Source organism: Streptomyces sp. NPDC048600 (assembly GCF_055587025.1).
The window spans coordinates 1-20,344 of the sequence record NZ_JBVJGZ010000049.1 but is presented as its reverse complement, the minus strand read 5'-3'; the positions used below and the strand labels follow the sequence as shown (position 1 = coordinate 20,344).

20 protein-coding genes are annotated in these 20,344 nt (G+C 71.8%); 14 read left to right on the top strand and 6 right to left on the bottom strand.

Annotated features, from left to right (window positions below; translation table 11 throughout):
- Nucleotides 1-55 precede the first annotated feature (55 nt).
- The 7 genes from ACZ6SQ_RS36805 (at nucleotide 56) to ACZ6SQ_RS36775 (ending at nucleotide 8,554) form a co-directional block, all read left to right on the top strand.
- Entirely contained in the window at nucleotides 56-1,126 is a 1,071-nt protein-coding gene (locus tag ACZ6SQ_RS36805; protein ID WP_469570120.1) for a YncE family protein, read from the top strand.
- Nucleotides 1,127-1,422: 296 nt separating this feature from the next.
- Nucleotides 1,423-3,015, top strand: a complete 1,593-nt coding sequence (locus ACZ6SQ_RS36800) for a Dyp-type peroxidase (protein ID WP_469570118.1) — start codon at nucleotides 1,423-1,425, stop codon at nucleotides 3,013-3,015.
- Nucleotides 3,012-4,493: an FAD-binding oxidoreductase gene (locus tag ACZ6SQ_RS36795; RefSeq protein ID WP_469570116.1), complete on the top strand. Its 1,482-nt coding sequence runs from the start codon at nucleotides 3,012-3,014 to the stop codon at nucleotides 4,491-4,493. The genes ACZ6SQ_RS36800 and ACZ6SQ_RS36795 overlap by 4 nt, the downstream gene beginning before the upstream one ends.
- Before the next feature lie 13 nt (nucleotides 4,494-4,506).
- Entirely contained in the window at nucleotides 4,507-5,001 is a 495-nt protein-coding gene (locus ACZ6SQ_RS36790) for a hypothetical protein (protein WP_469570114.1), read from the top strand.
- 9 nt (nucleotides 5,002-5,010) lie between these two features.
- The gene (locus ACZ6SQ_RS36785) at nucleotides 5,011-7,029 is read left to right on the top strand and encodes a GMC family oxidoreductase (protein WP_469570112.1); all 2,019 of its coding nucleotides are present in this window, start codon (nucleotides 5,011-5,013) and stop codon (nucleotides 7,027-7,029) included.
- Complete coding sequence (locus ACZ6SQ_RS36780; protein ID WP_469570110.1) at nucleotides 7,026-8,204, top strand: ferritin-like domain-containing protein; 1,179 nt, start codon at nucleotides 7,026-7,028, stop codon at nucleotides 8,202-8,204. The genes ACZ6SQ_RS36785 and ACZ6SQ_RS36780 overlap by 4 nt, the downstream gene beginning before the upstream one ends.
- Entirely contained in the window at nucleotides 8,201-8,554 is a 354-nt protein-coding gene (locus ACZ6SQ_RS36775) for a putative quinol monooxygenase (protein ID WP_469570107.1), read from the top strand. Before ACZ6SQ_RS36780 ends, ACZ6SQ_RS36775 begins: the two co-directional genes overlap by 4 nt.
- A gap of 62 nt (nucleotides 8,555-8,616) precedes the next feature.
- Here the strand turns inward: ACZ6SQ_RS36775 and ACZ6SQ_RS36770 are convergent, their stop codons facing one another.
- Nucleotides 8,617-10,428 carry a hypothetical protein gene (locus tag ACZ6SQ_RS36770; protein ID WP_469570105.1) on the bottom strand — a complete coding sequence of 604 codons (1,812 nt, stop codon included), beginning with the start codon at nucleotides 10,426-10,428 and terminating at the stop codon, nucleotides 8,617-8,619.
- A 164-nt stretch (nucleotides 10,429-10,592) separates the two neighbouring features.
- Between ACZ6SQ_RS36770 and ACZ6SQ_RS36765 the strand changes: the two genes are divergently transcribed.
- A complete protein-coding gene (locus ACZ6SQ_RS36765) occupies nucleotides 10,593-11,339 on the top strand; it encodes a PP2C family protein-serine/threonine phosphatase (protein ID WP_469570103.1) in 747 nt (248 codons plus the stop codon).
- 43 nt (nucleotides 11,340-11,382) lie between these two features.
- On the opposite strand, the gene ACZ6SQ_RS36760 is transcribed toward ACZ6SQ_RS36765, so the two are convergent.
- From ACZ6SQ_RS36760 to ACZ6SQ_RS36750, 3 genes are read right to left on the bottom strand one after another with little or no spacing between them, the layout of a single operon-like run.
- Entirely contained in the window at nucleotides 11,383-11,997 is a 615-nt protein-coding gene (locus ACZ6SQ_RS36760) for a hypothetical protein (protein ID WP_469570100.1), read from the bottom strand.
- On the bottom strand, nucleotides 11,994-12,674 hold the full coding sequence (locus ACZ6SQ_RS36755; protein WP_469570098.1) for a TetR/AcrR family transcriptional regulator C-terminal domain-containing protein: 681 nt from the start codon (nucleotides 12,672-12,674) through the stop codon (nucleotides 11,994-11,996). Before ACZ6SQ_RS36755 ends, ACZ6SQ_RS36760 begins: the two co-directional genes overlap by 4 nt.
- A gap of 22 nt (nucleotides 12,675-12,696) precedes the next feature.
- Nucleotides 12,697-13,848, bottom strand: a complete 1,152-nt coding sequence (locus ACZ6SQ_RS36750; RefSeq protein WP_469570095.1) for a lactate 2-monooxygenase — start codon at nucleotides 13,846-13,848, stop codon at nucleotides 12,697-12,699.
- Nucleotides 13,849-14,018: 170 nt separating this feature from the next.
- Here ACZ6SQ_RS36750 and ACZ6SQ_RS36745 point away from each other — a divergent pair, with 170 nt between their 5' ends.
- Nucleotides 14,019-15,023: a 2-dehydropantoate 2-reductase gene (locus ACZ6SQ_RS36745; protein ID WP_469570093.1), complete on the top strand. Its 1,005-nt coding sequence runs from the start codon at nucleotides 14,019-14,021 to the stop codon at nucleotides 15,021-15,023.
- A 121-nt stretch (nucleotides 15,024-15,144) separates the two neighbouring features.
- On the opposite strand, the gene ACZ6SQ_RS36740 is transcribed toward ACZ6SQ_RS36745, so the two are convergent.
- A complete protein-coding gene (locus tag ACZ6SQ_RS36740; RefSeq protein ID WP_469570091.1) occupies nucleotides 15,145-15,618 on the bottom strand; it encodes an Lrp/AsnC family transcriptional regulator in 474 nt (157 codons plus the stop codon).
- A gap of 110 nt (nucleotides 15,619-15,728) precedes the next feature.
- Here ACZ6SQ_RS36740 and ACZ6SQ_RS36735 point away from each other — a divergent pair, with 110 nt between their 5' ends.
- The 3 genes from ACZ6SQ_RS36735 to ACZ6SQ_RS36725 all read left to right on the top strand — a co-directional run bounded on the left by ACZ6SQ_RS36735 (nucleotide 15,729) and on the right by ACZ6SQ_RS36725 (nucleotide 18,292).
- Entirely contained in the window at nucleotides 15,729-16,499 is a 771-nt protein-coding gene (locus ACZ6SQ_RS36735) for a class I SAM-dependent DNA methyltransferase (protein ID WP_469570088.1), read from the top strand.
- A 151-nt stretch (nucleotides 16,500-16,650) separates the two neighbouring features.
- Nucleotides 16,651-17,457: a Tat pathway signal sequence domain protein gene (locus tag ACZ6SQ_RS36730; protein WP_469570086.1), complete on the top strand. Its 807-nt coding sequence runs from the start codon at nucleotides 16,651-16,653 to the stop codon at nucleotides 17,455-17,457.
- A 136-nt stretch (nucleotides 17,458-17,593) separates the two neighbouring features.
- The gene (locus tag ACZ6SQ_RS36725) at nucleotides 17,594-18,292 is read left to right on the top strand and encodes a dienelactone hydrolase family protein (protein WP_469570152.1); all 699 of its coding nucleotides are present in this window, start codon (nucleotides 17,594-17,596) and stop codon (nucleotides 18,290-18,292) included.
- A gap of 106 nt (nucleotides 18,293-18,398) precedes the next feature.
- On the opposite strand, the gene ACZ6SQ_RS36720 is transcribed toward ACZ6SQ_RS36725, so the two are convergent.
- The gene (locus tag ACZ6SQ_RS36720; protein ID WP_469570084.1) at nucleotides 18,399-18,719 is read right to left on the bottom strand and encodes a hypothetical protein; all 321 of its coding nucleotides are present in this window, start codon (nucleotides 18,717-18,719) and stop codon (nucleotides 18,399-18,401) included.
- Between the two features lie 156 nt (nucleotides 18,720-18,875).
- Between ACZ6SQ_RS36720 and ACZ6SQ_RS36715 the strand changes: the two genes are divergently transcribed.
- Both ACZ6SQ_RS36715 and ACZ6SQ_RS36710 read left to right on the top strand, forming a co-directional pair.
- The gene (locus ACZ6SQ_RS36715; protein WP_469570082.1) at nucleotides 18,876-19,418 is read left to right on the top strand and encodes a GNAT family N-acetyltransferase; all 543 of its coding nucleotides are present in this window, start codon (nucleotides 18,876-18,878) and stop codon (nucleotides 19,416-19,418) included.
- Nucleotides 19,419-19,699: 281 nt separating this feature from the next.
- Nucleotides 19,700-20,248 (top strand): DUF1062 domain-containing protein, encoded by a 549-nt coding sequence (locus tag ACZ6SQ_RS36710; RefSeq protein WP_469570080.1) that lies wholly within the window; start codon nucleotides 19,700-19,702, stop codon nucleotides 20,246-20,248.
- Nucleotides 20,249-20,344 lie beyond the last annotated feature (96 nt).

Genomic DNA, 20,344 nt, shown 5'->3' with positions numbered 1-20,344 from the left:
CCAGGCCGCCAGCCGACGAGTCCCGCCAGTCACCCCCTACTCGGAAGGAAACACCATGTCCGGCACCCGCGACCCGATCGGCCGTCGCACCGTCCTCGGCGCCGCGCTCGCCACCGGAGGCGTGCTCGCCGCCACCGGCACGGCGTCGGCCGCCACCCCGAAGCGCCCCCGCACGCTGGAGACGTCCTACACCGTGAAGTCCGCAGAGCTCGCCCAGGGCCTCTACCAGGTCGCCCACTCCGCCCGCAACGACGTGCTGTGGGTGACCAGTTCGGTGGGCTTCCCGCCGGTCACCCAGTCGCGTCTGCTCAAGGTCGACCCCCGGACGCTGGAGCTGCTCGACGCCTACACGCCCCCGCTGACCGACCCGGCCACCGGCGCCCTGGAGGCCGTCTACGGCGTCACCGTCGACGACGTCCACAACACGGTGTGGGTCACCGCCACCCTCAACAACGCCCTCGCGGTGTACAGCCAGAGCACGGGCCGCCACCTGGCGACCGTCCCCGGGGTCAAGCACCCCCGTGACGTCGCCGTCGACCTGCCGCGCGGCGTGGCCTGGTGCAGCGCGCTGGAGGAGGGCAGCATCGTCGCCTTCGACCTGCGCACCCACCAGGAGAAGCAGCGCGTCACCGTCGAGGGCGCCTGGCCCACCGGCCTCGCCGTCAACCCGTACAACGGCCGTGTCCTCGCCGCCGACCTGGCCAAGGGCCGCCTCATCGAGGTGACCCCGGGCTCTGCCGAGCCGAGGCTGCTCCCGGCCGGACAGGGCTCGATCGACGTCTGCCTGTCCGTCGACGGCCGCACCGCCTACACCGCCAACCAGGCGGCAGGCTCCGTCTCGGTCGTCGACCTCGCGGCCGGCCGGGTCCTGCGGGAGATCGCGACGGGCGCGGGCACCCTCGCGGTCGCCACCGACGCCTGCACCGGCAACGTCTACGCGGTCAACAAGGACGCGGGCACCACCACGATCCTCGACCCGCGCACCGGCACCGTCCTCGCGAACCCGGCCACCGGCGCCAACAGCGACCATGTCGTCCTCGTCCACGGCACGGCGTACGTCGTCGACAAGGCCGCCGCCGGCCCGCAGGCCCTGGACTCCGTCCACCGCATCCGCACCGCGCGCTGACGCGACCGGCCGCACCTCCATGTCCCACCCGCCGGTCACCCGGCGGGTGGGACATGAGGTCGTTCAGTTGTGCGGGGCGAAGGGCCCTCTTTCGCCCGGATGTTCGCGGGACGCCACCCGGGTGGCCGGTTTACCGGACGGCGGGCGGGTCCGGTCGGGTGATTGCCGATGGCATGTGCATTTCGCCTCACGCGGTCATCTCCGCACGTCGCGGCGTGACTGTTGCCGATCGCATATGCCGAAGGTACGCCTCTGGCCACGATTAGCCTCACCCCTTTTGGTGTGAAGCAGACGTCATGGCAATCGACCTGAAACAGACGGCGATCGATCCCGACGTGGCGATCCCGCCGACCCGTAACACCACCGAGGCGCTCAGAGACGCCCTCGGTGACCTCCAGGGCAACATCCTCAAGAGTCACGGCCGTGACCACAGCCGGCACCTGTTCATCACCTTCGCCGTCGACACCGCGGAGCAGCGGCACAAGGCCCGCGCCTGGCTGGTCGGCACGGTCTCCGAGCAGCGGGTCACCTCCGCGCTCCAGCAGTGGGACACGGCGAAGGCCCACCGGGAGGCGCTGGCCACGATCCGGGGCAACGGCGGGGTGTCCCAGCAGGACGCCTCGGCCCTGCTGAAGTCGGCCGCCGGCGCCTTCTACGGCCTGCTGATCTCGGCCGCGGGCTACCGCGAGCTCAGGCTTCCCGAGCGGTCCCTGCCCGACGACCCCTCATTCCGGGCCGGGGCCAAGGCACGGATCGGCCTGCTCAACGACCCGCCCGTCGACCAGTGGGAAGAGGGCTTCCGGCGCACGCTGCACGCCCTCGTGATCGTCGCCGACGACTTCCCCGACCGCCTCGACGGGCTCGCCCGGCAACTGCGCACCGAGCTGACCGCCCTCGGCGCCGAGCTGTCCGAGGAGCGCGGCACCGCCATGCGCCTGGACGCGGACGGCAAGCCGGACCCGAACGCCCCCGTCCGCGAGCACTTCGGGTTCGTCGACGGCGTCAGCCAGCCGCTGTTCTACGCCCGCGACATCGAGGAGGCCCACACCCGGCAGGGCGGCATCGACCGCTACGACCCGAGCGCCCCGCTGAACCAGGTCCTGGTCCCCGACCCCGGCGGCGTGGACCACAGCTACGGCTCGTACTTCGTGTACCGCAAGCTGGAACAGGACGTGGCCGGCTTCCGCAGGGACGAGCTGGCCCTCGCCAAGAAGATCACGGCGTACGCCCGCCCGAAGTACGCGGAGACGGACCCCGTCCCCCAGGAGTACGTCGACCTCGCCGGCGCCTACATGGTCGGCCGCTTCCAGGACGGCACCCCGGTCGTGGACCGCCCGGTCAAGGGCCTCGGCCCACTGCCGAACAACTTCGACTACGACGCCGACCCGGACGGGGTGCGCTGCCCCTTCCAGGGCCACATCCGCAAGTCCAACCCGCGCGGCGACAAGCGGCGCCAGTTCGGCCAGCCCCTCACCCAGGAGCGGACCGTTCGGATCGTCCGCCGTGGCATCAGCTACGGCAAGGTGACCCTGACACCGGACCCGGGGGACGAGGTCGGCCTGCTGTTCCTGTGCGCGCAGAGCAGCATCGCCGACCAGTTCGAGTTCATCCAGAACCAGTGGGCGGACAACCCGGTCTTCCTGCGGGACGGCAGCGGCCTCGACCCCGTCATCGGCCGGCGTACGCCCGGCTCGACCGCCGAGGTCCCGGCCGAGTGGCCGAAGCAGTACGGCTCCCGCAACGACCTGGACTTCTCGCAGAACCCGCCCAAGGTCGTCGGCCACACCTTCACCGAGACGGTCGGTGAGTGGGTGACCATGAAGGGCGGCGAGTACTTCTTCGTCCCGAGCCTCACCACCCTCAAGTCGTTCGCCGGGGTGCAGGAATGACGAGCGATCTGCGGACCGCCGTCGCCGACCTCGCCCGCCGTCTGAGCGGTTATGTCTGCGAACCCGGCAGCGCCGAGTACGCCCAGGTCGTCGCCATCGACAACGGCCGCACCCGCACACCCCCCGCCCTGGTCGTCCGCGCCAACTCCTACGCCGACGTACGCGAGGCCGTCCTCTTCGCCCGGGACCGGGGGCTGCCCATGACGGTACGCGGCGGCGGGCACAGCGCGGCCGGGTACTGCCTGAACCGGGACGGGGTCGTCCTGGACCTCGGGCTGATGCGGCAGATGACGCTCGACAGGGACAAGGACCAGCTCACCGTCCAGCTGGGCGCCACCTGGGCCGACGTCTACGGCTACGTCGACCGCAGCGCCCGTCCCCTCGTCCCGGTCGGCGGCGGCTGCCTCCCGGTGGGACTGCCCGGCTTCCTCCAGGGTGGCGGCTACAGCTTCGTCTCCCGCTCCTACGGACTCGGCAGCGACAACGTCACGCGGATCAGGCTCGTCACCTCCGACGGCGAACTGCACACCCTGACCGCCGACGCCGGGGCGCAGCTCGACCGGGACCTGTTCTGGGCCTGCCGGGGCGGCGGCGGAGGCAACTTCGGCGTCGCCGTCGAGGTCACCCTGCAACTGCACCGGCCACCCGCCGCCACCGTCCTCGGCGGAGGGCTCTCCTACCCGCTGGAGCGGGCCGAGGAGGTCATCGCCGCCTACGACGCCTGGGCCAAGAAGCTGCCCGACGCCTTCGCCGCGTACGGCTACGTCGGCCACGACCCCGACCCGGCCGAACCCACCCGCATGATCCCCTCCTTCCGCATCACGCCCGTCTACAACGGCGCCTACGCCGAGGGCATCGACCTCCTCCAGCCGATGCTGAGACTCGACCCCTTCGACGTACGGCTGTACTCGGTGCCGCTTCCCACGCTGGAGATGGCCATCGGCCGCTCCACCCTGGTCGGCGACCGCAACGCCTACATCCGCTCGGGGATGATCGAGGAGAAGCCGGGCTGGACCACGGACATGATCAAGGCCGTGCAGAAGGCGATGGCCGCCTCGCCGTCGAAGGAGAGCTTCGTCGTCTGGACCCACGGCCGCGGCCAGGTCGCCAACCCCTCCCTCGTGGACCAGGGGCCCTACCCGCACCGCGACAAGCTGTTCGTGTTCGAGCTGAAGTCCATCTGGGGCGACCCGGCCGACACCAGGGCCAACGTCGAGTGGGCCTTCGACTTCGGCGAGGCGCTCAAGAGCGACTTCCACGGCGCGTACGTCAACTACATCGACCCCCTCCAGCCGGACTGGGCCAGGGCCTACTACGGCCCCCATCTGGAGCGGCTCAGGGAGATCAAGAAGGCCGCCGACCCGGACCCCGCCTTCTTCACGTTCCAGCAGTCCGTCGACTCCGCCTTCGAACCGGACGTCAGGACCCGCCCCCTGGACCTCGCCCCGCTCAACCGCACCCTCCTCCCCTCCTCCTGAACGAGAGCACCCCATGGGCAACATCCCGCCCTCACCCCGCACCCCCGAGCAGATCTTCACCGACCTCTCCGTCGAACTCACCGGGTTCGACCGGACGGAGCTGGCCGGCACCGGCATGACCGACAGGTACTACGACACGCTGCTGCGGATGATCGGCGAGCGCGAGGCCGGACAGCTGTTCCGGGCCGCGGAGGACGCGCTGACCGCCGACCGGCAGAAGAAGCCTTACGACGGCGCCGAGTTCAGACGGACCGTCGTCGAGAGCGACCGCTTCGGACCGGTCGTGATCAGCCTGATCAAGCTCTGGTACCTGGGCAGTTGGTACCCGCTGCCCGGCAGCTACCGGGACCGCTTCGGAGCGACCGCCGACGACGTCCAGCACGTCGTCTCCGGCCAGGGCTACCGCGAGGGCCTGGTCTGGCTCGCCGCCGGAGCCCACGCGATGGGTGCCAAGGGGCCGGGCTTCGGCTCCTGGGCCGAACCACCGTCCCTGCTGCCCGGAAGGTGAGGAACCACCATGAGCGACACCCCTGAGCCCGAGTACGACCTCGTCATCGTCGGCGGCGGCATCTCCGGCGCCGTCGTCGCCAGGACGGTCATCGAGCACGCCCTCAGGACCAAGGCGGACAACGACAGGGCCGGGAAGTCGACGAGACTCCCCAGCATCATGATCCTGGAGGCCGGACGGGCCACCGCCATGAGCGCCGACAAGTACGACACCTACGTGGAGGCGTACCAGAGGGCGCTCGTCAAAGTCCCCAACTCGCCCTATCCGGCCACCGGTTCGGCCCCTCAGCCGGACGTGCTGGACATCCGGCCGCTGCACGACGCCGACGGCAACCCCGTCACCAGCGACCAGGGCTATTTCGTCCAGAAGGGACCCCTGCCCTTCGGCAGCGACTACGCCCGGTCCCTGGGCGGCACCACCCTGCACTGGCTGGGCACCTGCCTGCGGATGCTGCCCCACGACTTCGAGATGAGGACGAGGTACGGCCGGGGCGTCGACTGGCCGCTCGAGCTGCGCTACCCCGACCTCAAGCCCTACTACGAGCGTGCCGAGTGGGACGTCCTCGGCGTCTCCGCGGAGGTGCGCAACCAGCACTACCCGGGCATCGGCGACGACCCGGCGGCATACTTCAAGAGCGCCGACACCACCAAGTTCCCGGACGGCGTCTACAGCTTCCCCATGGAGGAGATCCCCTCCAGCTACCTCGACAAGTACTTCGAGAAGATCGCCGGAAACCTCGAGATCACCCTGCACGGCCGGGACGGCAGGGCGTACGACTTCACCGTCCGGATCAGCAACACCCCCGTCGCCCGCAACTCCACCCCGACCAGGCCCGACTACCGGATCGTCGGCGCCGCCGGGAACGCCGACCGGGGCCAGCGCTGCGAGGGCAACTCCAGCTGCATCCCGATCTGCCCCGTCCAGGCCAAGTACAACGCGCTGAAGACACTGTACGAACTGGTCGTCAAGTACCCGCCGCCCCGCGACGGCGAGACCCCGGGCGCGCGGCCCACCGTCACCATCCGGAGCCAGTGCGTCGCGATGAAGGTCGCCCACACCGACGGCACGGACCGGACCAGGGGCAGGGTCACCGCCGTCGACTACCGGACCTACTACGACGACGGCAGCGCGCCCACGGACCACCGGGTGACCGGCCGCGCCTACGTCCTGGCCGCCAACGCCATCGAGAACGCCACCCTGCTCCTCGCCTCCAAAGCCGCCAACTCCAGCACGCAGGTCGGCAAGAACCTCATGGACCACCCCCTGCTGCTCACCTGGGGCCTGCTCCCGGAGAACGTCGGCGCCTTCCGCGGCCCCGGCTCCACCTCCGGCATCCCCGCCTTCCGTGACGGGGACTTCCGCAGCGAACGCACCGCCTTCCGCGTGGAGATCGGCAACTGGGGCTGGAACTTCCCCGAGAACGCCCCCTACGACACCGTCGCGGACCTGGTCGGCGGCGGCCAGGACGGCAGGGCACGCCTCTACGGCAGGGATCTGCGCACAAGGCTCGGCGAGATCCTGCCCCGGCAGTTCCGGATCGCCTGGGAGCTGGAGCAGGACCCCGAGGCACGCAACCGCGTCACCATCGACGACCGTTACAAGGACGCCCTGGGCAGCCACCGGCCCGTCATCCAGTACGACCTGTCGGAGTACGTCAGGGCGTCCCTGCCCTGGGCGGCGGAGGCGAGCCGGCAACTGTTCGCGCGGCTCGGCATGACGGAGAAGGTCCGCCGCCCCGAGTACAGGACCGGCGACTACACCCACTACGGCCCCGACCCGTCCGAGGTGGAGTACGACGGTGTGCGGTACTGGGTGCGCGGCGCGGGTCATGTCGTGGGCACCCACCGCATGGGCGACGACCCCGGCACCTCCGTCGTGGACAGCTACCAGCGCAGCCACGACCTGCCCAACCTGTTCGTCGTCGGCTGCGGCAGCATGCCCACGCTCGGCACCTCCAACCCGACGCTCACCATGACCGCGCTGGCCCTGCGCACGGGTGACGAGATCGCCAGGGAGCTGATCAAGTGAACCAGTCACCGAAGCCCGAACCGATCAAGGACAAGGCGGAGTTGACGGCCGCGCTCCAGCTCGCCGTGGGCCTGGAGCTGAGCACGATCCCCGTCTATCTCACCGCGCTCTACTCCATCGAGGACGGCCACAACTCCGACGCCGCCCAGACGATCCGCAGCGTGGTCATGGAGGAGATGCTCCACATGGTGCTCGCGGCCAACGTCCTGAGCGCGCTCGGGACGAGGCCCGGCACCGCCCCGGTCACCTTCAAGACCTTCAAGGACGTCCCACCGGTCCCGGAGTACCCGTACGACATCAAACTGATCAGCGGCATCGGGTCGCTGGAACTGCGGCCGCTGACCCCGGCGGCCGTGGACGGATTCGTCATGATCGAGCACCCCTTCCACGGGGCGGCGAAACTCGGCGACATCGACTGCTCCGGGGGCGGCTACCCGACCATCGGCGAGTTCTACGGCGCGATCCGTGACGCCCTGAAGGTCCACTGCAGGGACGAGGACTTCACGGGCGGCCATCAGGTACCGGCCACCGAGTACTACGGCGGCGCCGGCGAGATCATCCATGTCTCGGACCTCGCCACCGCCGTCGCCGCGATCGACAAGATCGTCGACCAGGGGGAGGGCCTGCCGCCCGAGACCCTGGACAAGCTCGCGGTCGTGGTCACCGACAAGGACCGGCTCAACAGCGGCTGGGAGATGTACTCGCACTACGCCCGCTTCCGTGAACTCCAGACCGGCCGCCGCTTCCGCCCCGACCAACTGGCGAAGGAGGAGCCGAAGGGCGCCCTGCTCCTGGTGGACTACGACGCCGTCCACCCCGCCGAGTTCGTCAAGGCCAACGGCGCCTCACCGGGCGGCCTCGAAGGCATCGCCCTGAAGGAGTTCGACCTCGCCTACACCGAACTCGTCGACGACCTCTATCTCGCCTTCTCCGGCGTCAAGCGGCCGGTGCCGTACAAGATGGGTCCCCACACCGGCGTGGACGAGAAGGACGTGCTGCCCCTCGCCGTCCACTCCATGTGGCGGCTCAGGAACAAGGCGGTCGCCCTGATGCGCACCCCGGACCCCGCCAGGCCGCACCGGACGCTCTGTCCGCGCTTCCACTACGTCCGTACCTCCGGCGACAAGGAGAAGCTGCGCAAGGAGATCAACGAGATGAAGGGAGCCCTCAAGTGATCTCGATCGTCACGAAGTGGTGGCACGCCGACGGCAGGCGCGAGGAGGCGCTCACCGCGCTCAAGGACCTGGTGGCGCAGACCCACCGGCACGAGCCCGACACCTGGATGTACTGTCTGCACACCTCCGTCGTGGAGGGCTCCCTGCCCCCGCCCACGCCGAACGAGATCATCTTCGTCGGCGCCTGGAAGGACCGTAAGGCCTTCGACGACCACCGCAACGGCCCGGTCTTCACCAAGTGGCTGGCCGACCATCTGCATCTGTTCGTGCAGAACGACGGCAAGCTCTATGTCAGCGCCGAGTTCGCCGACCGTTTCGCGGGGTTCGTCCGCAAGGAGGCCATCGGCTGAGCCCTGCCGATGCCGTCGGTGGCGGGCCTCCCCAGGACCGCCCGCCACCGACGGCGCCCAGGTCAGGCCGCGGGACCCCGGCCCTCCCTGACCAGCTCCCAGGCCCGGGAGAACAGCTCGGGCAGGGTGCCGGGGAACAGCTCGAAGTCCCTCACCTCGGTGCCGTCGTGACTCAGCTCGGCGCCGAGCAGGGGCGCCTTCCAGGACTCCATCGGCAGCAGCGGCTTCTTGGCGGTGGCCCAGGGGCCGGGCAGGAAGAGGGTGCGCCCGGCGCGGGCGCGGCGGTCCTCCTCCACCAGGCCGGTGGCGACCAGCGCGGCCTCGGCGGCCTTGTGGCGGGCCGGTTTCCAGGCGTTCCAGCGGCGGACGTTGCGGTCGGAGGGGACGGGGAGCGCGAGCAGCTGGAGGTAGAGGGCGGCGGCGTCCTCCGTGAGACCGAGACCGGCGGCGGCCTCGGCGACCAGGCCGGGGACGCAGGCACGCGGGTCGGACTCGTAGCGGCCCGGCGGCAGGTCGGCGGTGGTGACGCGGGCCAGGATCCGGTCGCAGGTGCCGTCGGTCAGCCAGTCCCAGCGACGGCTGCCCCGGTCGCCGTGGATCAGGCCCGCGCGCAGGACACGGGCCGGCGAGTCACCGCCGGCCAGCACCTTGCGCAGGTGCCGCACGACCTCCGGCGCCCCGTCACGGACCGGGTCCCCGGCCGGGAGGTCCGCGTACGCCCAGGTCAGGCCCGTCAGAACGGCGTTCACCAGATGAGAGCTGTCGTAGTCGTGCATCACGCCCCAGGCGGTGCGCAGATGGCGGTACTCCGACGGACAGGGCCAGATGCCCAGATAGAAGCCCGGCGGCACAGGGGCGTTGGCCGGGTCGAGGAACAGCTGGCACAGATGGTTCGCCGGTATCCCGCTCTCCAGCGCGACGGCGGCCTGCCAGGTGGGATGCGGAGCGCTGGGACGCCTGCCGTGGTGCCGGGTCCAGGCCTCGGCGGTGCGCTCCGCCACACGGGCGAGGCCGCCGGGCTCCCACAGGTCGGTGGGGTCCGCCGGAAGGACGTCGGCGAGGAGTGTGAGCCGCTCCTCGTCACTGATCGCCGACAACTCCTCGCGTGCAGACTCGAGTTCGCCGGCCTTGTAGCCGTACACCGAGCGTTCGTGCCCGTCGAGGAAGGGGATCTGATAGCCGCCTGCACCCGCGTTCCCGCCGAGGACGAGGGCGGCGGCGGGGCGGCTCAGCCCCGTGGCCTCGCTGAGCGCGACGACTGCTTCCGCGTCCCAGTCGAACGGCCCGCGTTCCCGTACCAGGTCCACCAGGCGCAGGAGTTGCTCCGGGGTGCCCCAACCGCGGTGGCAGTCGACGGTGTAGAGCGGTTCCTCGTGACGGGGGGCGGACTCTGCGCCGGGGAAAACGACTTCGAAGTAGCGCGTCTCCTTGCGGGCCGGCCAGTGCAGACCGAAGGACGCGCCCTCCTCGTCGCGAAGGGCGTAGGTGTGCGGCTCGGCCAGCTTGCCCATGCGGAAGCGGAAGGCCGGATCGGCGAACGGTGTCCCCGCCCACGCCTCCAGCAGGTCGAGCAGCACCGCGCGCCGCTCCGGCCTCGTCGCGGGCGCGGCCGCGCGCAGCGCCACAGCACCCGCGCGTCCCACGAGCTCGTTCCAGCTGCTCGCCCCGCAGAACCGGATCGTCGGCTCGTCCGGCACCTCCTTCTCGTCCTCCCGACGGCCTTCGACGTAGCGGGCGGTCGCCCGGAACTCGCGGAAGGCGTCGCCGCGCCCGATGCTGAACATCCCTCCGAGGAGGCTCTGGACGGCGGAGGCAGCCTCGTGCCCGCTCCAAGTACGGGACGCCCTGCGCGCGTTCGTGTCGATCTCGCTCATGGCACCGATCATGACGCACCCCGCTGACAACGCCGCCCCGGCAGGGGGCCGGAGGCCGGGGGGCTACACGGGGTGACGGGTGTCCCACGGTGAGGTGCCGGGCGGCCCGGCCCTGACAGGCGGCTCGCGCGGGCGGACAATGGTGGGGGAGGGAAAGGAGCGATGTGCCGTACACAGCCGTGACCGCCCTGAGTCACAGCGGACTGGTGCGCGACCACAACGAGGACAGCCTCGTCGTCGGGCCGTGGACGCTGTGCGGCACGGTCACCGAGACGCCCCAGACCCTGGTCTTCCCCCGGTCCAGGCCCTTGCTGACGGCGGTGGCCGACGGCCTCGGCGGCCAGCCCGGCGGAGAGATCGCGAGCGGTCTCGTCGTCAACCGCCTGGCCGAGCTCGGCCCGACCCTCACCGACGCGGAGGGCGTCGGCGCGGCCCTGGAGACCTGCAACCGCCAGCTGTTCGAGGCGGGCGAGTCACACCCCGAACTCGCCACCATGGGCACCACGGTCGCGGGCGTGCTGATCCTCCGGGACGGCCTGCTGGTCTTCAACATCGGCGACAGCCGGGTGTATCTCCAGGACGAGGACGGCCTGCGCCAGATCAGCGTCGACGACAGCCCGGCCCCGCCTCCCGGGCAGCGCGTCACCTCCCGGGTCACCCAGACCATCGGCGGCACGCTCCTCCACACGCCCGTGACCGCGCACCTCGTGCCCTGCCCGCTGCGCGCGGGCGAACGCCTGCTCGTGTGCAGCGACGGTCTGACCGACCCGGTGCCCGACGAGACCATCGACCGCCTGCTCGACGAGGAGTCCGACGACGGTCCCGCCGCGTTCGTCCTGTGGCAGGCCGCGATCGAGGCGGGCGGCCCGGACAACATCACCATCGCCCTGATCCGCATCGACGACACCTGACGCAGGGCACGCCGGGCGGCCCCGGCTGTGGTGCCCGGGGGTCCTAACCCTTCGGCTGCGGGTTCACCGCCTCGAAGACCAGCACCTTCCGCTCCAGGTCGGCGCGGAACGTCGCCGGGTAGCGGTCGCCGGTGACCGTACGGGTGAAGCCGTCGCTCGTCCGCCAGCGGGCGCCTGCCGGGACGTGGAGGCCGAGGTCCGCCGTGACCTCGGGCTGTGCCGGGGCGTCCCGCCACGAGTAACCGTCCCGCAGCCGCCGCGCGTCGGCGTCGGCGAGACGGACGACGCCGGTCATCCGGACGTCGGTGGGTCCGGGTACCGACCGGTCGTTCACGCCGAGGACCTCGCCCCTCCAGACCACCGAGGTGAAGTCCCCGAACTCCGGGAACCGGACCCGCACCGGCTCCTTGTCGTATCGCAGGCCCTCACGGTCGGCCTCCGGCCGGTCCGCGCGGCGCCCGGCACCCCCAGAACCCGCGGCCGGCTCCGAGCCCCCGGGACCGGCGTTCGCGGCGGAACCCCGGGCCCCGTCCGCGCCGCCCGGCCGCGAGGGCTCACCGCAGCCCGTGAGCACGAGAACGGCCACCGCGGTCAGGGCGGCCGCGGTGATCCGGGCGGCGGACCGGCGCCGGGGCGGTGCGGTCGTGGCACGACTCATCGCGGGTCTCCCATTCCGTCGAGCAGGGCCGCGAGACCGAAGCGGAACTCCTGCTCACCGTCGGGGAGGTTGAGCGGTTCGGCGAGCTCCCGGACCAGCGGGAACTGCGGCATCCCGGCGAACAGTTCGGTCATCGCCGCCCTCTCCTCGACGCTGCGGGCGGCGCCGCCGGTTCCCAGCAGCGCGGTGCCGATGACGTGATGAGCGACCGTCAGATAGATCTGCACGGCCCGCGACGGCTCCCACCCGCCCCGGATCAGCAGGCCGAGCCCGGTCTCGCGGGCGCGCAGGGCGTTGGGGCCGAGCAACTGCCCCATGGTCAGCAGCGGGACGACCGCGGGATGCGCCAGCAGCACCCGCCGGAACTCCCACGCGCCCGCCTCCAGATCCGCCCGCCAGCCACGCCCGGTGTCGGGCGGGTCCCCCTCGCCCAGCACATGGTCGACGAGCTCCACCAACAGCTCGTCCCTGCTGGCGACATGCCGGTAGAGCGAGGTGTGGCGCACGCCCATCGCGTCGGCCACCCTGCGCATGGTCAGCGCCGAGAGCCCCTCCGCGTCGGCGATCAGCAGCGCCGCCGCGGTGATCCGGCCCAGCTCGATCCCGCCCGCCCGGGGGCGCTGCCTCTCGCGCGCCGCGTACCTGGCCCGCCACCACGCCGCCGATCCCGCCTTCATCCGCGCCACCCGGCCGCACAGGTCATGGGCTCAGCAGATCCCGGCCGACCTCCGCGAGCGAGGACCGGCCGGCCAGGGCGAGGGTGAGGTCGAGCTCGGCCGTCATACAGCGCAGCACGTGCCGTACGCCGTCCTCACCCGCGAGCCCGAGCCCGTAGGCGTACGGGCGGCCGATCATGACCGCGTCGGCGCCGAGGGCGAGGGCCTTGGCGACATCGGCGCCCGAGCGGACGCCCGAGTCGAACAGCACGGAGATCCGGGAGCCGACCTCGTCGGCGATCGCGGGCAGCGCGTCCAGGGAGGCGATCGCGCCGTCGACCTGGCGGCCGCCGTGGTTGGACACCACGATGCCGTCCATGCCCGCGTCGACGGCCCGGCGGGCGTCGTCGACGTGCTGGATGCCCTTGAGGGCGATCGGCCCGTCCCACTCGGCCCGCAGCCAGGCCAGATCGTCCCAGGTGAGGCTGGGATTGCCGAAGTTGGCCACCCAGTGCAGCAGCGCGCGGTCCCGGTTCTCCTCGGTGACCGGGCCGCCGACGGCCTTGAGGAAGACCGGGTCGCTCCAGTAGTTCTGCACCCCGATCCCCTGGAGGAACGGCAGATACGCCGTGTCGAGGTCGCGTGGCCGCCAGGCCATGGCGAAGGTGTCGAGGGTGACGACCAGGGCGCTGTAGCCCGAGTCCTTCGCCCGCTGGAGGAAACTGGCGGCCAGCTCGCGGTCCTTCGGCCAGTACAGCTGGAACCAGCGCGGCCCGGCCTCCGCGGCGACCTCCTCCAGAGAGGCCGAGGCGGCCGTCGACAGCGTCATGGTGATGCCGAGCGACTTGGCCGCGCGGGCCACGGCCAGTTCGCCGTCCGGGTGCAGGATCCGCAGCACCCCGACCGGGCCGATGACGACCGGCGCGGGCATCGGGGTCCCGAGGACCGTCGTCGACAGGTCGCGCTCGGCGACGTCGCACAGCATCCGCGGCACGATCCGCCACCGGTCGAACGCCTCCAGGTTGGCGCGGGCGGTCCGCTCGGCACCCGCCGAGCCCGCGACGTACCCGTGCGCCTGCGCCGTCAGCCGGACCGCCGCCAGCTCCTCCAGCCGGTGCAGATCCGTCGGCAGCTGCGGCACCACCCCGCCCATACCGGCCAGATAGATCTCGTTCTGGAAATCGGCGAGGTTCACGGCGGCTCCCTGGGGGTTGCGGCGGCGGTGGCGCGAGCGCCACTATGCGTCCAGTGGACGCCTGGCGCAATCCCCGGGACGGTGATCGCGACGATCGCCCCCGCGGCCGGCGCGCGGGTACCCGGTCCGGGCCGCACCCGCTCACCCCGCCGCTTCCGCAGGAGTCGCTCATGTCCGAGCCCCGCTTCGCCGTCCTGGGCGCCGGCAGCATCGGCTGCCATCTCGGCGGTCACCTCGTCGCCGCCGGGTACGACGTGACGTTCGTCGGCAGGCCCGCGGCGATGGACGTGCTGCGCGAGCGCGGCCTCACCCTCAGCATGGCCGGCCGCCCGCCGGTGCGTCTCGCGCCGGAACGGCTGACCCTCGCCACCAGCGCGGAGGCCGCGGCCGGCGCCGGTCATGTGCTGGTGACGGTGAAGACGGCGGGCACCGAGGCCGCCGCCGAGGAGCTCGCCCCGCACCTCGCCCCCGGCGCGGTCGTGGTCAGCCTCCAGAACGGCCTGCACAACCCCGCCACCCTGCGCGCCGCCCTCCCCGGACACACCGTGCTGGCCGGGATGGTGCCGTACAACGTCGTCCAGTCCGAACCCGGCACCGTCCACCAGGGGATGCCGGGCAGCGTGATGGTGGAGCCGGACCCGGTCCTGGTCGCCGCCTTCCGCGCGGCGGGCCTGGCGATCGAACCGCGCACCGACATGTCCGAGGTGCAGCACGCCAAACTGCTGCTGAACCTCAACAACGCCGTCAACGCGCTGTCCGGGCTTCCCCTGCGCGACCAGCTCGCCCAGCGTGCCTACCGCCGCTGTCTCGCGCTCTGCCAGCGCGAGGCCCTGGCCGCGTACCGAGCCGCCGGTGTCGCGCCCGCCCGGCTCGGGCCGACCGCCCCTGGCGTCACCCCGTACGTCCTCGGGCTGCCCGATCCGCTGTTCCGCCGGATCGCCGCCGCCTCGCTGCGGATCGACGCCCACGCCCGCTCGTCGATGTGGGAGGACCTCCAGCGGGGCCGTCCGACCGAGATCGGCTCGCTCCAGGGCGAGATCGTCGCCCTCGCGGCGGCCCACGGCCGCACGGCCCCGGCCAACGCCCGGCTGCTCGCCCTGGTCCGCGAGGCCGAGTCGGTGCCCCGGACCTGGACGGGCCCGGATCTGTACGCGGAGCTGCGCGCGGCACGTTGAGAACGTCGTGAGAAGTGCGCCGTACGGTGTGCGGCGCGCTGAGAACGCCGTGAGGAGTACGCCGTACCGGGCGCGGCGCGCCGAGGACGTCGACGGCGCCGCGCCTCCCTTCGGACGGGCCCTAATCTCCGTCGTGCTGCCCCGGCAGCGGGGTCATCACCCGTGCGCTGGTCTGCTGGTAGATCACCGAACTCCGGAAGCTCACCACCTCCCGTCTCGCGCTGAACCGGTCCATCAGGAAGGCGTGCAGCCGCTCGATGTCCGGCACGGCCACATGGACGACGAAGTCGTCGTCGCCGGAGACCACGAACACGGAGACCACCTCGGGCAGTTCGGCCAGATAGGTCTCGAAGCCGGCTATCACGTCGCGGCTGAGCGGACGGAGCCGGGCGAAGACGAGGGCCTGGAGGGAACGTCCGAGGAGGCGCGGCTGCACGGCCGCGTGATAGCCGGTGATCACCCCGCGGGCGCGCAGCGAGCGGACCCGCTCCAGACAGGTGGAGGGCGCGACACCCACCTTGCGCGCCAACTCGCGGTTGGTGAGCCGTGCTTCGCGCTGGAGATGGCCCAGGATCGCCGAATCAATGCTGTCCATGGACGTCAGTCTGCCCAGTGTTCCGAATTTCGTTCGGCCGCCCGCCGATTCGGCCGTATCACGCCCTAGATTGCCCAACACCTGCCGTATTCGAAGGGAGTCGGGATCCCATGACGACCGCTGTCGATCACTACGACCGGTTTCTCGCGGAGCACTACACCTGGATGCTGGGCGGCGATCTGCCGACGCTCGCCGCGTCCCAGCGTGCCCATCTGATCGAGTGGGGCGTGGTGCCCGGTCCGGCCGGACCGGTGGCCGTGGACCTGGGCTGCGGCCCGGGGCACACCAGCCTCGCCCTGGCGGGCCTGGGCTTCGATCCCGTCCTCGCCGTCGACCTGAGCCGGCCGCTCCTGGACGAACTGGCCGCGCACGCCGGCGCCGTACCCGCCGTGCGGCCGGTGCGGGCCGACCTGCGCACCGCGCTCGGGGACCTGGTCCGTCCCGGTTCGGCGGGCGTCGTGGTGTGCCTCGGCGACACGCTGACGCACCTGCCGACCAGGGGTGACGTGGCCGCGCTGTTCGGCGAGGTCGCCGCCGCGCTCGCGCCCGACGGTGTCGCCGTGTTCGCCTACCGCGACCTGGAGGTCCCGCTCACCGGCACGGACCGCTTCCTCCCGGTGCGCTCCACCGAGGACCGGATCATGACCTGCTTCCTGGAGTATCCGGACGACTTCGACGACTACACGGTGGTCGTGCACGACCTGATCCACCGCCGGGACCGGGCAACCGGCAACTGGGCCATGAACGCCCACAGTTACCGCAAGCTGCGCCTCTCGCACACCTGGGTCCTCGAGCAACTGCGGCTGTCCGGGCTCCGTGTGACGCGCGAGCGGAGCGAGCCGGGCGGGATGCGGACGGTGGTCCTGAGGCGCGCGGTGTGAGAGTGCGGTGGGCCGGGGGAGTCGAGGCGTGAGGTAGCGGTCGGCCGAACGGAGGCGCGAAGGTGGGGGAATTATCTGTTAGGAACCTTTACTGTCAGTCTTCTCCGGGGCAGCATGCTGCGTACCTACCGACCTCACTCCAGGGGTACCCATGACGCATCGCCGCTCCAAGACAACGGCCGCCCTGGTCGCGCTCGCGCTCGCCCTGGCCGCCGTCGGCGTCGCCGTGCCGTCCGGCTCCGCCGAGGCCGCCCCGGCCTGGACACTTCGCTGGTCGCCCGCCCCGGCCTCCGTCGGGCTCGGTGCCTTCGAGACGATCGAGGACGACCGGGCTGGCTCGCATCCCGGCGGAGCGCCGCACATCAGGACCGTGGGCGACACCTATCGATTTGACATGCATATGGTCGATCGGGACTCGTCCACCGACCGGCAGCGCCACGAGGTCACCGGCAACCGGACCTCCTCCGGTCAGCTCCAGTGGCGGCTCGGCGAGACCTGGCGCGTCACCTACTCGATGTACATCCCCAGCACCCTCAGGGCCACGACCAGCTTCACGCACATCATGCAGACCAAGCAGCCCGGCCAGGGCACCTCCCCGATCACCGTCACCTCGCTGCGCCGCGTCAACGGCGTCCAGACCATCGAGCACAAGATCTTCGCCGGAGACGTCCTGGTCGGCCGGACCGCCCTCGAACCGCTCCAGAACGAGTGGATCGACATCGAGTACGAGATCAGGATCGGCGACGGCACCTCCGGGTCCGTGCGCTGGGTCGTCAGGAACGCCGGCACCACGGTCGTCGACGCCAGGAAGACCGGCGTGGACACCTTCCTGGCCGACCGGGTACGGCCCAAGTGGGGCATCTACCGCTCCCTCGGCGACACCTCCGGCTCACTCCGCGACACCTACCTCCTGCTGCGGAACCTGAAGGCGTACCAGCTCACCGGCGGCACGGCGTAACCACACCCGCACCCGGTCGGCCCGGCGCCCGTCGGGCCGACCGGGTGGCGAACGCCGGAGGGGGTACCCGGTGGGGGCACCCGGGCGGCGCGTCGATCCACCGAGGACCGGGCACGGACGGAAGAAGCTGATGACGATGATCTCCGGGCTGGTTCTCGTGCGCACCGACGACGCCCCCCTGTCCGGAGACCTCGTCGTCCCGGCCCGGGCGCGGGCCGTGGTGCTGTTCGCGCACGGCAGCGGCAGCTCCCGGCACGGCGCGGGCAACCGGACCGTGGCCGCCGAACTGCGCACCGCCGGGTTCGGCACGCTCCTGCTCGACCTCCTCACCGAACGCGAGGAACGGCACGACCTGCTCACCGCCGAGCACCGCTTCGACATCCCGTTTCTCACCCGTCGCCTGGTCGGCGCGATCGACTGGCTGGAGGCCCAGCCCGGCACGCGAGGGGTCCCGGTGGTCCTGTTCGGCGCGAGCACGGGCGCCGCCGCCGCGCTCGTGGCCTCGACCGAGCGGCCGGGCCGTGTGCTCACCGTCGTCTCGCGCGGCGGTCGCCCCGACCTGGTGGACGGCGCCCTGATGAAGGTGACCGCGCCGGTCCTGCTCGTGGTCGGCGCCCAGGACACCGAAGGCCTCCACCTGAACGTGGAGGTCGCCCAGCGCCTCAAGGCCCCGCACTCCCTGCGAGTCGTCCCCGGGGCGACGCGGTTGTTCGTGGAACCCGGCGCGCACGAGCAACTCGCCACTCTGGTGAGGAAATGGTGCGACGAGAGGACGGCCGACGTACGACGGCGGATCCGCACCACCACCCGCACGCCCCGCCGGACCAGGCGATGACGAAGGGGCGCGGCACGGTCGCACCGGAACTCGACGCGACAGCCCGCAGGGGACGTCGTATCAGAACGACCGCCTCCGTCGGCCGCCCGGACCACGGACCGCGGTGTCAGCCGGATGTCTCCCGTTCCCACGCCGACTCCACGGCCCGGCGCAGGTCCTCGGCGCCCGGCGCGCCCTCCGCCCGCCCGTCCGGGGTCCGGTACAGCCGGCACGAGACGGCGGCCGGAGCGCCGGGCACCGCGAACGGGTCCACCCCGTCGATCAGCACCGTCGGCGACCCGCTCATCCCGAGGCGCGTGGCCTCCCGCTCGTCGTCGACCTCGACCAGCTCCACCCGGGCCGTACGCCCGGCCAGCGCGGCGGCGAGCCGTTCGCGGACCAGTGCCGTGTGGGGACAGCCGGGCACGGTGAGCACGGTGATGCGCATGGTTCTCCACTCCCCGCTCGGCACCCTCGTACCCGACCCTACTCGGCGAAGCCCGGTGGGCGGTGGACAGGAGCAGCGCCAACGCCGGACCGCCCCGGGCCGGAGCGAGTCCTTATCGGCTTGTGGCCGTTCGGCCGGGTCGGATAGGAAGCTCGCATGCTTAGAGGCAGCAAGGTCGGGCTGCGGGCCCGGCACGACGACGACATCCCGGTCCTGCGGGCCGAGCTCTACGACGACGTGGTCAACGCCTCGCGGGCCGAGGCCGGTCCATGGCGGCCGATCACGCCCGGTGCGAAGGACCGGCGGCTCCACGTGGACGACACGGAGCAGGGGCATGTCCCCTTCTCCGTGATCGAGCTGGACGGCGGCACGCTGATCGGCACCGCGACGCTGTGGGGCATCGACAACCACAACCGGGCCGCGCACATCGGGCTCGGCCTCCTGCCGTCCGCCCGCGGCAAGGGCTACGGCACCGACGTGGTCTCGGTGCTGTGCCACTACGGCTTCGTCGTGCGCGGCCTGCACCGGCTCCAGATCGAGACGCTGGAGGACAACGCCGCGATGCTGCGCTCCGCCGAGCGCAACGGCTTCGTCCGCGAGGGCGTGCTGCGCTCCTCGGCCTGGGTGCTGGGCCGGTTCCTGGACGAGGTCCTCCTCGGCCTCCTCGTCCAGGACTGGAAGCCGGACACGACGAGCTAGGTCCGGTCTCCGAACTCCCGTCGTCGCCCGACCGGCCGCCCGGAATCCGGCGGACCGGCCGGTCCGGGGCCCGGTGGCCGCTCGGGCGGTGAGGCGCGCGAGAAAAACCGGTGGAGCGGCACCACCGCGCGCCACTACCGTGCTGCCGACCCAGGTTGTCCAGGCGAGGACGTGCCGTTGTACACCGTGTGAGACCCCCCGAGAGCTGATCTGTCGCGCGTCGCGCTGCCGCGTCGCGCTGCTTCCTGCTGCGGATTTCTCACTGAAACCGGTGTACTGCTGTGCTCAACACCTGGGTGGTCGTTCCCACCTGCCTTCCTCTCGTCCGCCGTCGTTGCCACACCTGCGCCTCCGGGCGCTTCCGGGCAAGCGGCCGATTCCGCGTCAACGCACACCACAAGCTCATCGACGTCTGGCTCCTCGTGCTCTGCGCCGGGTGCGGGGAAACCGCGAAGCTGACGGTCCTGGAGCGGACCAACGTGCGTTCCGTACGCCCCGTTCTGCTGGACCGGCTGCATGACAACGACCCCGGCCTGACTGCCGAGTTGCTCCAGGACCCGCTCGTGCTGCGGCGCAATCGCGTCGCCCTCGACTGGGACGGCGCCTGGCGTCTCGACACCGGCGGAACGGATCACCTGGACCACGACGTCGTCGACGTCTCGGTCCGCTTCGCGGCGCCGGTTCCCGTCCGGCCGGTGCGGCTGATCGCCGACGGGTGCGGTCTGCCGCGCGCCGAGGTGGAGAGGCTGATCACAGAGGGCCGGCTCGTCTCGGCGGTCCGGCTGAACGCCAGGCTCTCCGGCGACTTCACCTTCACGCTCAAGCGCTGAGCCCTCCCCGGGCCCGGGGGGGGGGGGGGGGGGGGGGGGGGGGGGAGGGGGGGGGGGGGGGGGGGGGGGGGGGGGGGGTGGTGGGGGAGGGGTGGT